Source organism: Mitsuokella apri (assembly GCF_051886055.1).
GTDB lineage: Bacteria > Bacillota > Negativicutes > Selenomonadales > Selenomonadaceae > Mitsuokella.
The window spans coordinates 1-12,793 of the sequence record NZ_JBJEXT010000022.1 but is presented as its reverse complement, the minus strand read 5'-3'; the positions used below and the strand labels follow the sequence as shown (position 1 = coordinate 12,793).

The 12,793-nt window shown below is 52.6% G+C and carries 12 protein-coding genes; 7 read left to right on the top strand and 5 right to left on the bottom strand.

What is annotated here, in order from left to right:
- Positions 1–175: 175 nt before the first annotated feature.
- From ACI4OH_RS02230 to ACI4OH_RS02210, 5 genes are all read left to right on the top strand, one after another.
- Complete coding sequence (locus ACI4OH_RS02230) at positions 176–814, top strand: YigZ family protein (protein ID WP_439784075.1); 639 nt, start codon at positions 176–178, stop codon at positions 812–814.
- A gap of 130 nt (positions 815–944) precedes the next feature.
- Positions 945–2,084, top strand: a complete 1,140-nt coding sequence (locus ACI4OH_RS02225; RefSeq protein ID WP_439784074.1) for a trans-sulfuration enzyme family protein — start codon at positions 945–947, stop codon at positions 2,082–2,084.
- 34 nt (positions 2,085–2,118) lie between these two features.
- The gene (locus ACI4OH_RS02220) at positions 2,119–3,294 is read left to right on the top strand and encodes a MalY/PatB family protein (protein WP_439784073.1); all 1,176 of its coding nucleotides are present in this window, start codon (positions 2,119–2,121) and stop codon (positions 3,292–3,294) included.
- A 40-nt stretch (positions 3,295–3,334) separates the two neighbouring features.
- Positions 3,335–3,838, top strand: a complete 504-nt coding sequence (locus tag ACI4OH_RS02215; RefSeq protein WP_439784076.1) for a DNA-deoxyinosine glycosylase — start codon at positions 3,335–3,337, stop codon at positions 3,836–3,838.
- A gap of 446 nt (positions 3,839–4,284) precedes the next feature.
- Positions 4,285–5,841 carry an MBL fold metallo-hydrolase gene (locus ACI4OH_RS02210; protein ID WP_439784072.1) on the top strand — a complete coding sequence of 519 codons (1,557 nt, stop codon included), beginning with the start codon at positions 4,285–4,287 and terminating at the stop codon, positions 5,839–5,841.
- A gap of 89 nt (positions 5,842–5,930) precedes the next feature.
- On the opposite strand, the gene feoB is transcribed toward ACI4OH_RS02210, so the two are convergent.
- From feoB to pdxR, 3 genes are all read right to left on the bottom strand, one after another.
- Positions 5,931–8,276, bottom strand: coding sequence for a ferrous iron transport protein B (gene feoB / locus ACI4OH_RS02205; RefSeq protein ID WP_439784071.1), 2,346 nt, complete (start codon positions 8,274–8,276; stop codon positions 5,931–5,933).
- Between the two features lie 130 nt (positions 8,277–8,406).
- Complete coding sequence (locus ACI4OH_RS02200) at positions 8,407–8,607, bottom strand: Sec-independent protein translocase subunit TatA/TatB (protein ID WP_432646530.1); 201 nt, start codon at positions 8,605–8,607, stop codon at positions 8,407–8,409.
- 130 nt (positions 8,608–8,737) lie between these two features.
- Positions 8,738–10,135 (bottom strand): MocR-like pyridoxine biosynthesis transcription factor PdxR, encoded by a 1,398-nt coding sequence (gene pdxR / locus ACI4OH_RS02195; protein ID WP_439784070.1) that lies wholly within the window; start codon positions 10,133–10,135, stop codon positions 8,738–8,740.
- A 134-nt stretch (positions 10,136–10,269) separates the two neighbouring features.
- Between pdxR and ACI4OH_RS02190 the strand changes: the two genes are divergently transcribed.
- Entirely contained in the window at positions 10,270–10,797 is a 528-nt protein-coding gene (locus tag ACI4OH_RS02190; protein ID WP_439784069.1) for an ECF transporter S component, read from the top strand.
- Positions 10,798–10,844: 47 nt separating this feature from the next.
- Here ACI4OH_RS02190 and ACI4OH_RS02185 read toward each other — a convergent pair whose 3' ends face one another.
- Positions 10,845–11,516, bottom strand: coding sequence for a hypothetical protein (locus ACI4OH_RS02185; RefSeq protein WP_439784068.1), 672 nt, complete (start codon positions 11,514–11,516; stop codon positions 10,845–10,847).
- Positions 11,517–11,758: 242 nt separating this feature from the next.
- On the opposite strand from ACI4OH_RS02185, the gene ACI4OH_RS02180 reads away from it, so the two are divergent.
- Entirely contained in the window at positions 11,759–12,121 is a 363-nt protein-coding gene (locus ACI4OH_RS02180) for a heavy-metal-associated domain-containing protein (protein ID WP_439784067.1), read from the top strand.
- Positions 12,122–12,221: 100 nt separating this feature from the next.
- Here the strand turns inward: ACI4OH_RS02180 and ACI4OH_RS02175 are convergent.
- On the bottom strand, positions 12,222–12,793 hold a 572-nt coding region (locus ACI4OH_RS02175; RefSeq protein WP_439784066.1), incomplete at its 5' end, for a GDSL-type esterase/lipase family protein.

Sequence of the window (12,793 nt, the reverse complement as noted above, 5' to 3'; positions counted from 1 at the left end):
GCTTCGATCTGTGATTTGTATAGCATTGCCATCCGCGACACTTCCATTATTTCTACTAAAGGATACTACAAAACGAGCGTAATTACCATACCTTCGTCAATAAAATTTTCTGATGAGGACAAGAGCCGCAAAAATACGGTATAATATTAAGAAGGAAATTTTCAGGGAGGCAGTTATGAACCTTTATCGAACCATTCGCGAAAACGACGCTTCCGTCGAAACGCTCTATGAAATACAGAAATCAAAATTCATCACCCATATCCGCCATGTTGAAAATGAAGAAGAAGCCCGCGCCTTCATCCAGTCGATGAAGAAAAAATACTTCGATGCCCGCCACAACTGTTCAGCCTACGTGCTTGGCGAACGCGCGGACAAGCAGAAGTCCAATGATGACGGCGAGCCCGGCGGCACGGCCGGCAATCCAATCCTCGAGGCCATCAAAAAAAACGATTTGACCGATGTCGTCATCGTCGTCACACGCTACTTCGGCGGCATCAAACTCGGAGCCGGCGGTCTCATCCGCGCTTACGGCCACGCGGCCGTGCTTGGCATCGAAAAAGCTACCTGCATCGAAATGACACTATTTACGGAGCTTTCCGTGACCATTGGCTATGACCTGCTCGCTGCCATTGAGCACTGGCTGCGCCAGGAAGAGATCCGCACGGAGCCGGCCGATTACGCCGAAAACGTCACCCTGCACCTGCTGCTGCCGCCCGCAGACATAGAAAAACGCCTGACTGAGCTGCGCGACCTCACGAGTGCCAATTTTTCCTTTGCCAAGGGGGAAACGCGCCGCTTAGCCCTGCCATGCTGACCTTTCGCACAGCTCTGCCTCATCCTGCATTGACAAGCGGCAAAGCTGTATTTTATAATACTCTCATATATACATACTGGAACGATATGTCTTTCTTATTTTATACTGCTGATGTTGAGGAGGAATTCCCATGAACGATTACACCCTTGAGGTACACGGCTGTCACCAATACGATGCAACCGGTGCCATCAGTGAGCCGATTTACCTTTCCGCCACGTACCGTCACCCGGGCTACAAGCAGAGCACAGGCTTCGACTACGGCCGCGTGGCCAATCCGACGCGCAAAGAACTCGAAGACGTTCTCGCCAAACTCGAACGCGGCAAACGCGCCTGGGCACTTTCCTCCGGCATGGCTGCCATCAACATGGCCCTGCACCTCTTAAACCCCGGCGACCACATCCTGCTTTCCGAAGACCTCTATGGCGGCACGGTGCGCCTTGTCAATGATATTTACAAGAAATACGGTGTAAAGCATGATTACGTCAATACGGCAGACCTTGAAAAAACAGCTGCCAAACTCCTGCCGGAAACGAAAATGATTTTCATCGAAACGCCATCCAATCCCATGATGCGCGTCAGCGATATCCGCGCCCTCGCCAAGCTCGCCCATGAAAACGGCGCCCTGCTCGCCGTCGACAACACCTTCCTTTCGCCGCATTTCCAGAAGCCGCTGACGCTCGGCGCCGATATCGTCGTGCACAGCGCGACGAAATACCTCTGCGGCCACAACGACATCATCGCCGGCGTCATCGCCATTGCCGATGACGAGTCCGACTACGGTAAAAATCTTGACCTTTATATCAAATCGGAAGGGCCGAACCTCACGCCGATTGATTCATGGCTGCTGCTCCGCAGCATCAAGACCCTCGGCCTGCGCGTCGAGCGTCAGCAGCAGAACGCAGCTGCCATTGCCACATGGCTCAAAACACAGCCGAATGTCACCGATGTCTACTACGTCGGCCTGCCCGAGCATCCGGGCCACGAACTGCACAAAAGTCAGGCCACGGGCTTTGGCAGCATGATTTCCTTCAAAGTCAAAACACCGGAACTTGCCACGGCCCTCCTCGGCCGCCTGAAACTCATCGCTTTTGCCGAAAGTCTCGGCGGTGTCGAAAGTCTCCTGACCTTCCCGCTCGCCCAGACCCATGCCGAAATGCCAAAAGAACTTTTGACACGCACGGGCCTTGACGACCGCCTGCTGCGCTTCTCTGTCGGCATCGAAGATGTAAATGACTTGATTGCCGACCTCGATCAGGCCCTCAATGCCTGATGCTGCTGAATCTATAAGAAAGTGAGGAATTTTTATGTCCGTCAATTTTGATGAAATCATCGACCGCCGCGGCACCTCGTGCCTCAAATATGACTTTGCCGTCGAACGCGGCTATCCGCAGGGCATCCTGCCCTTCTGGGTTGCCGATATGGACTTCCGCACACCGCAGCCCGTCATCGACGAACTCACGCGCCGCGTCCAGCACGGCATTTTCGGCTACACGGACCCGAAGGAAAGCTACAAGGAAGTCATCGTCAAATGGATGACGGAACATCACGGCTGGACGCCGTCCACGAAGGCCCTGACCATCACGCCGGGTGTCGTATTTGCCTTGGCTGTGGCCATCCGCTGTTTTACGAAACCGGGCGAAGCCGTGCTGCTGCAGCAGCCTGTTTACTATCCGTTCACGGAAATGATCCGCCAGAACGGCCGCGAGCTCGTCAACAGTCCGCTCGTCCTCCAAAATGGCCATTACGAAATTGACTTTGCCGACTTTGAGAAAAAAATTGTCGAGCACGATGTCAAGCTCTTCCTGCTCTGCAGTCCGCACAATCCGGCCGGCCGCGTCTGGACGCGTGAGGAACTCCTACGCATCGCTTCCATCTGCCTCAAACACGATGTCCTGATTGTCGCCGACGAAATCCATCACGAATTCGTGCGTCCGGGCTTCCAGCATACAGTGCTCGCGTCCCTCGCGCCGGAAATCGCCGACCGCACGATCACCTGCACGTCTCCATCGAAAACCTTCAACCTCGCCGGCCTGCAGATCTCCAATATCTTCATTGAAAATGCCGAGCTGCGCAAGAAATTCCGCGCTGAAATCTCGGCAGCCGGCTACAGCCAGCCCAACGCCCTTGGTCTCTTTGCTGCACAGGCAGCCTATGAGCACGGCGCAGAGTGGCTCAAAGAGCTCCTCGCCTATATCGAGGGCAATTACCAGAAAACGAAGGCATTTCTTGCCGAAAAGATGCCCAAAGTCAAACTCATCGAACCCGAAGGCACGTATCTTCTCTGGCTTGACTTTTCCGCTTACGGCCTGACGGATGAGGAACTCGACGATGTCATCGTCAACGATGCCAACCTCTGGCTCGACTCCGGCCATATCTTCGGCAAAGCAGGACGCGGCTTCCAGCGTCTCAACATCGCCTGCCCGTGGAGCACGCTCGAAAACGGCCTGCAGCACCTTGCCAAGGCCTTTGCCGATAAATAATCAATGTATTTCAGATGTATTAAGGAAGGAAATGACGTTTATGCTCTGTATCGGCCTGCAGCCCAATATCGACAAAAACTGCACGGTTCTGGTTCTCGGTTCGATGCCCGGCATCAAATCGCTTGAAGAGCAGCAGTACTACGCGCATCCGCAGAACCGCTTTTGGCTGATGATGGCCCATCTCCTTCAGGAAAAGCTCCCTTCTGTTTACGAAGAAAAACTCGCCATGCTGCTGCGCCATCACATTGCCCTCTGGGATTCTATCGGCAGCTGCGAGCGCGAAGGCAGCCTTGATTCAGCCATCCATGACGAAAAGGGCAATGACTTTTCGGCGCTGCTTCGAGAGTATCCCAAAATCAGGACTATCTGCTTCAATGGCGGCAAATCCGCCCAGACGTTCAAGCGCTATAATAAAGAGCTCTTAAAACGCGAGGACCTCACCTTTCACGCCATGCCGTCGACGAGTCCCGCCAACGCGCGCTGGCGCCTGCCCATGCTCGAAGAAACATGGGGAAAAGTTTTGACAGAAGCACTTGCCCTCTGATATACTGAAATCAGAAAAACAAATTCGTATTCACCCCGTGCCATAATCGACAGGAGGTACTTATGCCATCTTCCATCTGGCTGATCTTAGCCATCATCGTCACTGCGTTTTTCTTCTACCTTGAGACGCGCGACGTCGAAGATTGACATGACGTGAAAAACCGCTGTGCTCAAAATGAGCCAGCGGTTTTCTTTTTATATGAATTTAATTGCTGTCTTCCCTCAATTTTAAGGCATTTGGGATAAAATACCATTTTGATAAGCATTCTCATATTTTTAATAATGCGAGGTACTAACTAGAAAGAGATGATTTTTTCCATGAATACGCGTAAAACTTGGCAAACGATATCCTTAGCACTACTGGCCGTCAGCAGCTATACACTTTTGATGCCATTTCCTGCCGCACAGGCAGCTGCTGTTTCTAAAGAAACAGCAGCGCCTCACGATATGACAAGAGGATTGGGCAATTTTCTCGACCGCGGTATGATAGAAAATGGAGTCGAAGCGTACGAAGCGAAGGATTATGAACGGGCACTCTCCTTTTTCCGCGAAGCTGCCAACAAAAATCATATGAAAGCCTACCGCTATCTTGGCCTCTGCTATGAACACGGCTATGGTGTAAAAAAAGACATCAAACAGGCCTTTGCCTATTATCAAAAAGCAGCCGAACTCGGCGATGTGACGGGCACGGCCCTGCTCGGCCATATGTATGAAGATGGCCTTGGCACAAAAGTCGACTATGATAAAGCCATGGAACTCTACCAAAAAGCATCTGTGCGCAGCGATCATGTTGGCGGCCTCGGCAAAATCGGCATCGGCCATCTTTACGAATATGGGCACGGCGTCGAGCAAAATGCCGCCGAAGCCCGCGTCTGGTATGAAAAAGCTCTGGCAAGCGGCGACACAGATGCCCAAAATGACATCGACCGCCTCGATGCCGCCTTTGCCGCGCCGAAAAAAGCTCCCACTGAGCCGCGTATCCTTACGAAACGCCTTAATGCCGGCACAAGCGCCGATATCGTCAACGGCGTGACATCTATTGATACGTCAAAAATCTGGCAGCCCGTACAAGCTATTGATTTCTCTGCCAAACACGATGTCATGATACGAAACAGCGATGGCTCGCTCGTCCCCATGGATGAACCGTACTTCGAATCGGAGCAGATTGCCCCGAATACTTGGAAAATCCGCTCAGACGGCGATTACTGCTACCTGCTGGCCGGCGATGAGATCGGCGTGATGATTGACAGCGGCTACGGCGCCGGCAATCTGCGCACTTATGCAGAATCCCTCTGCGGCAAACCGGTCAAATACGTCATCAACACGCATTATCATTTTGACCACACCGCCAATGATGCCTACTTCGATGCCGCTTTTATGACACCGGTCAGCGTAAATTACGCTACGATTCCCTACAACAGTTTTGCCGGTCTTTCCTTCCCGCGCGATTATCCGGTCGTCACCGTGCAGGATGGCTATAAGCTGAACCTTGGCAATCGCGAGCTTACCATCATCGAATTCCCTCATGCCAATCACACTCTCGGCGGACTGGCTGTCCTCGACCCGACAAGACGCATTCTCTTCACGGGCGATGAATTTCTGCTTCCAAACCGTGCTGACCTCATCATTTCACTTGAAGACTTTGCCGATAACATGAAGCGCGTTGAAAAGGTCCGCAGTGATTTCGATGTCATGTACTCCGGCACCGGCCTCAAAGACGGCAGTATCTTCGACACCTACTATCAGGCCGCACTTTATGGCATTTCTAAGGATTTTCAGACAGACGGCACAGCAGCACCGACTATGAAGCAGCAAAAGCCTGCTGTTTCCGATACGGATACTGGCAGCAGTGCGACCATTTATGAGCGCGGCCGCGTACGTCCCGGCGACGCCACGGAAAATGCCCCCGAAAAAATCCCGCAAGGCACGCGTCAGACCTTTACCTATAACGGCTTCCCTGTCAGCTATGTCGAGCAGGATAAACAGGACAGCATCAACCAATAACCTATCCATAACATAAACGGCAGTGCCTCTTTCTTATTGAAGCACTGCCGTTTGTCAATTGCACGGTAAGGTCGAAAAGCTGTATAACATCACAGAAGCATGCCAATGGTATGGACGATAAACGCCACAATCCAGGCGATGATGCACTGGAAAATAACAACCCAGACGGCCCATTTCGTGCCGAGTTCGCGCCGTACGGAAGCGATGGCCGCGATACAGGGCGTGTAGAGCAGGCAGAACGCTAAAAGCGATGCTGCCGCAAGCGGCGTCAGGACGGTCGAAAGAGCGCTTGTGCCAAACAATACGCCCAAAGTCGAGACTACACTCTCTTTTGCCATAAAGCCCGATATAAGCGCGGTCGAGATGCGCCAGTCGCCAAAGCCCAGCGGGGCAAAAATTGGCGCGATGACGCCGGCAATGGACGCGAGCATGCTTGTCGAGGAATCCGTCACCATGTTCAGGCGGAAGTCAAACGTCTGCAGGAACCAGATGACGATGGTCGCCACAAAGATGACCGAAAAGGCACGTTCCAGAAAATCCTTTGACTTTTCCCAGAGCAGCTGCATGACATTGCGGCGCCCCGGCATGCGGTAATTCGGCAGCTCCATGACAAATGGCACGGCCTCGCCCTTGAAAATCGTGTTCTTGCCGAGATAAGCCACGATAATGCCTACTGCCATAGCGCCAAAGTACAGGATAATCATCGGCAGGGCACCGTAATTGCCGAAAAAAGCCGCGATGAAGAGGCCGTAAATCGGCAGTTTGGCCGAACAGCTCATGAACGGCGTCAAGAGAATCGTCATGCGGCGGTCGCGCTCCGATGGCAGCGTGCGCGTCGCCATGATGGCCGGCACGCTGCAGCCAAAACCGATGAGCAGCGGCACGATGCTGCGGCCCGAAAGGCCGATCTTGCGCAGCCATTTGTCCATGACAAAGGCAATGCGTGCCATGTACCCCGTATCCTCGAGGAGTGACAGGAAGAAAAACAGCGTCACGATAATGGGCAGGAATGACAGGACGGTGCCGACGCCCTGAAAAATGCCGTCAATCACCAGAGAATGCATGGCTTCGTTAACATCGGCTGCCGCAAGGACTGCATCCGTTTCATCCTGCAGCCAGCCAATTCCGGCTGCCATTAAATCCTGCAGTCCCGAGCCAATGACATTGAACGTCAGGTAAAAGACAAGGCTCATGATGGCAACAAAAGCCGGGATGGCCGTGTATTTGCCCGTCAGGACCTTATCGATGCAGCGGCTGCGTTCGTGCTGGCGGCTCTCATGTGCCTTGTGCACCGTACGGCTGACGAGTTTGCCGATAAACGAGAAACGCATGTCCGCGATGGCCGCTGCACGGTCGAGCCCGCGCTCTTTCTCCATCTGGCAGATGATGTGCTCAATCATATCCATCTCATTTGGGTCAAGCATCAAGGCTTCGATGAGGCGGTGGTCACCCTCAACTACCTTCGTCGCGGCAAAGCGCAGCGGGATGCGGGCGGCCTTGGCATGGTCCTCGATGAGATGCATGATGCCGTGCAGGCAGCGGTGAACGGCGCCGCGGTGGCTTTCGGCATCACAGAAATCCATACGGCCCGGCTTTTCCTGATAATGCGCGACGTGCAGGGCATGCTGCACGAGTTCTTCAATGCCCTCGCCCTTCGCGGCAGAAATCGGCACAACAGGGATGCCAAGCATAGATTCCATCGCGTTGATGTCAACGGAGCCGCCATTGCCCGTGAGTTCGTCCATCATATTGAGCGCAAGCACCATCGGGCGGTCGAGTTCAATGAGCTGCAAAGTCAAATAGAGATTGCGTTCAATATTCGTCGCATCGACGATGTTGATGATGCCGGTAGGCTGTTCGCGCAAAATAAATTCGCGCGAGACAATCTCTTCATCCGTATACGGAGACATCGAGTAGATGCCCGGCAGGTCCGTAATGCGCGTGTTCTCGTGGCCTCGGATGCTGCCGCTCTTCTGGTCGACCGTGACACCTGGGAAATTGCCGACATGCTGATTCGAACCCGTGAGCTGGTTAAAAAGTGTTGTCTTGCCACAGTTCTGATTGCCGGCAAGCGCAAACGTCAAAAGCTGACTTTCCGGCAGGGGATGCTCCCCTTTGCGTACATGGTAGCGGCCGCCCTCGCCGAGGCCCGGATGGTCCGTCGGCTCCTGCGGGATTTTGACGGTAGGATGCTGGTCGGACTCCCACGCCGGCAGCTTCTCGATGCCGATTTTTTTTGCGTCGTCGATGCGCAAAGTCAGCTCGTATTCCTGAATGCGGAATTCAATCGGGTCGCCCATGGGCGCAAACTTCACGAGCGTGATCTCTGCTCCCGGAATCACGCCCATATCAAGAAAATGCTGGCGCAGAGCCCCCGTGCCGCCCACCTTGCGGATGACAGCACGTTCCCCTGCCTTTAATTCATTTAAACGCATAAACCTCTCCTATTCCTTTAATATCATACACACCTTCATTTTACTCATATAAGAGGCAAATGTAAAATACAGAAAAAGCCATGCCTTCATTTTTATGCCGGCATGGCTTTTTATTTCCGCTTTTATTCTTTTATTTTACAGTCGTTTCCGTCTTCTGCTCAGCTGCAGCCAGCTGTTTCGGCTCTGTCTTTTCATCTTCCGAGACAGCTGATTTGAATTCACGCACGCTCTTGCCCAGAGATTTGCCCACGAGCGGCAGCTTGCCCGGCCCGAAGACAAGCAGGCCGATTCCGAGAATCAGCAAAAGTTTCGGCACAGTAAGACCCATCAGCATATGAAGCACTCCTATCTTGATGTAACACAGGGAAAATTTCCATTTTTAATTTCTTGTTCCTTCCTATTATATCACGGATGGAATTACAGGAAAAATATGGATTGCCTATTGGGTGTATAGTAAATATCTATACAAGGCAGGAAACAATACGCGAAACGGCCTCCTGCAGAACGCTTTCCTCCATGCCCGAATAATTGAGCACAAAGATATGGGCAGCGTCAGGCGTTTCGCCGTCATAATAATCACGCAGCGGCCGCATGCGGATGCCCTTGTCCGCCAGTTCTTTCTGCAGCGCATCATCATCTTTTTGAGTGTGGAAGCGCAGCAGAAAATGAAGGCCGGAGCCGCGCTCGATAATATCTGCATGTGCAAAAAGACCTCCCTCTTTCATCGTCTGCAGCAGCGCCTCGCGGCGTTTGCGGTAGCAATTGCGCATGCGGTTGATGTGCTTCTCAAAATAACCGTCTTTGATGAAACGCGCCAGCGTATACTGCTCAAAGTTCGAAACGGTACAGTTATAAAAGCCGAGTTCATCATGAAAGACCGGCACAAGTTTTTCCGGCAGGACCATGTAGCTGATGCGGATGGTCGGGGTCAGCGTCTTTGAAAACGTATTCATGTAAATGACGCGGCCGCTGACATCGATGCCCATCATCGTCGGAATGGGTCTTCCTGTCAAACGGAATTCGCTGTCATAATCGTCCTCGATGATATAGCGCCCCTCCTGAGCACTGGCCCAGCCCAAAAGTTCATAGCGCCGGCTGATGGGCGTGATGCAGCCGGTCGGAAAATGATGGGAAGGACTGATATGCAGGACATCGACCTGCTTTTTCAACAGTTCAGATGGACAGATGCCCTGCTCATCCATATCGACCGGCACACAGCGCACACCGTGTTTTTTATAGACCTTGCGGATTTTATCAAAACCGGGATTCTCAACGCCGAAACATTTTTCCCGGCCTAAAAGCTGGACGAGCAGGCCGTAGAGATATTCTGTACCGGCACCGATGACAATCTGCCCCGGATTGACGTCGAGCCCGCGAAAACTTTGCAGATGCCCGGCAATCGTCTCGCGCAGGGCCAAAATTCCCATGCCCGGCGAACGCTCCAGCAAGGCTTCGGCCTGACCGGACATGACCTGACGCAAAAGATGCGTCCATGTCTTAAACGGAAAGTCCGCAGGCCGCAGGCTGTTGGCCGTAAAATCAGCCAAATACTGGCGCTTGGGCTTTTTTGATGCTGCAGGACGCTTTTCCGGTACGGTCGGATGAACGGGCAGGCTCGTGAGTTTTGCGACAAAAAAACCCTTTTTCGGCACCGACTGACAATATCCTTCTGCGACTAACTGACCATATGCCCCCTCGACCGTGATGACACTGATGCCGAGCTGACGCGACAGGGCGCGTTTTGACGGCAGTTTTTCACCGGCCTGCAGCCGGCCTGCGAGAATATCCGTGCGGATACAGCGGTAAAGATGTTCATAGAGGGATTCATCCCCAAGATTTTCAAAGGAATAGGTCAGCATAGCTTCTCCTGTCTGGTCTTACTTCTTCATCGTGATTTGAATATTTTTTTAAGGTCAAAAACAGTATATACTATCTAATAAAAGGACACAAGTCCAAAATTTCAGGTCAGCCTGAAACGGAAAGAAGGATTCTTATGACATCATCTGTAAATCATTCCTCATCTATGACGACGCGCGATCTCTGCCTTGCCGCTGTCATGACCGCCGTTGTCTTCCTCGCGACCTTCGTGCCGCGCATCCCCATCCCGCTCGGCTATGCACATTTAGGCGATGCGGCAATCTTTCTCATGGTCCTGTTCCTCGGACGCCGCGAAACGCTGATTGCCGCCTGCTTCGGCTCGGCTCTTTCGGACCTTTTAGGCGGCTTCCCGCTCTGGATTGTACCGACCATCATCATCAAATTCTTTATGGCCGATATCGCCTGGCGCGTCATCCGCCCGGATATGAAACAATCCGGCGCCGTGCGCCTGCTCGCAGGCTTCCTCGTTGCTTCCGTCTGGATGGCCGCAGCTTATACGCTCTTTGGCGCCCTGCTCTATGACAGCCTCGCAGCCGGCCTTGCCTCAGCCCCCGGCCTCATCGCCGAAGGCGTCTTAAACAGCATCATCGCCGTGATTGCCGCCGGCATCCTCCAAAAAACACCGCTCGGACAAAAGAATTAATCCCTCATATGTCACGAAAAAAGCTCCTCAAATGAGGAGCTTTTGTTTTACTGCCATCCCTGCAGAGTCCAGTAATCTTCAATTCCCTTGACGACAGGAGGGAACATTTCTTCAATATTGGAGATGCGCATGACCTGGAAATGGCCGTCTTCGTGCTGCATGAGCTCAGCCTTGACTGTCATCTCCGGAACGAGCCGGCCGTAATCGGAATCATCCCCTTTGATTGTAAACGTCGCTTCCGCCCAGTCACCCTTCCGTTCCACATTATCGAGCTTGGCCGTATAATGCTGCGTGAATTTATCGGCTTCTCCGGCCAGCCACTGCGCCTTCTGGTCATTCTCCCCAATCGGGGTCAGTGACGGGTTCAGGAAGAATTCAAGGCTGCGATTGATGAAAACGATATCATCATTGCGCCTTTCAGCAATATACTTCTTCATGAAAGCCGTATCATGGCGGAAGAACCAGTCATCCGGATACTCTTTCTGCAGTACACCAATATCACGTGCCAATATCTCAGTGCTCATATCGTAACTCGTTGTCACGATAGAAGAAAGGTCGGCATAGCGCTGCACCTTACTTTCATCATGTTCTTTTACGCCCTCCATCAGCTGGTCGAGAGCATATTCCGGCGTGCGTGCCGACTGGTAGCAGTAGCCGCTGACACCAATCGCCACGAGTACAAGTATCAGGATGGCAATAAATCCCTTCCTGCGTTTCATAGAAAAACCTCCCTATAATAAAAAAGGGCACAAATCTCCCACTTTATAAGGGTATTTTAACAGGCTTTTCTGAGGATTGTCTGGATAAGTACAAAAGTCAGCTCACAAAAGTCACCTTTTTTTTTAATCCGTCCTAATTGAATGTGAAAGTGATTCCCTCTATTGACATATACCCCCAACTGGTATATAAATAAAGATGAAGTTGATTTTCATTGACATTTTACATAACAGGGGGAATTCTTATGGCAACAGCAATTGTCGGTGTCATCGTTCTGGTCGCTCTTTATTTCGCTTTCAAAGGCGTCATCAAGCATTGGCGCGGAGAAAGCAGCTGCTGCTGCGGCGGTGCTATCACGCCTCCACCTAAAAAGGAACTCAAAGGCACAATTGTTGATACGAAAATCGTCGATATCGAGGGCATGACCTGCGGCAACTGCAAAATCCGCGTAGAACAGGCCCTTGACAGCATCGACGGAGCAGCGGCCGAAGTCAATCTGCACCGCAATCACGCCGTCGTCAAGATGACACGAGAAGTCAGCGATGACGAAATCCGTCAGGCTCTCGCCGGCAGCGGTTATACGATTACGGGTATCCATACAAAATAAACACTGTACGAAAAATCCGCATCCAAAATGGACGCGGATTTTTCGTTTATTTCGTTTATAACCTTGTGGAAATCGTCAAATCAATTGCACTGGCATTCATTTAGGAACGCACGGGCTTTTTCATCAGACTCTGCGTTACCCAGGGAAAAGTCGCCTCAAGGTAAGCGCCGATCTTCTCACCCATGGATTTCTTAGCTAAATAGTCCGGATGCAGACCATCTGTCGTATAGTCCGAACGCAGCCAGCCGCGCTCGTCGGCAAGGGCACTCGCGACATCGACAGAATACGGCTGTTTCTTGACCCAGTCGCAGACATACTGCTGATGTACGAGCCAATCCGGTGTCGGATGTTCAATGCCGGCCCGATGAATCATCAGGCTCGGATTGATGGGCGTCGGCGTCACAAATACGGGGATGATGCCGTAGGCCGCGCACTTCTCCTTGAGGGCCTTGAGATGCTGCACGACCGTCCAGCCGTATGTGCCGGCGCGGTAGTCGTTGACGCCGCCCATGATGACGAGGATGCGCGGCGAGAACGGCAGGACATCGTGCTCGAAGCGGTCGATCATGTCCTGCGTCGTATTGCCGCTGACGCCGAGGTTCTTGATGGGCACAGGGGAATACGTCTCCCAGTTGTAGAGCGGGTCCGAGGGCGGCACGCTCATGACGCCGC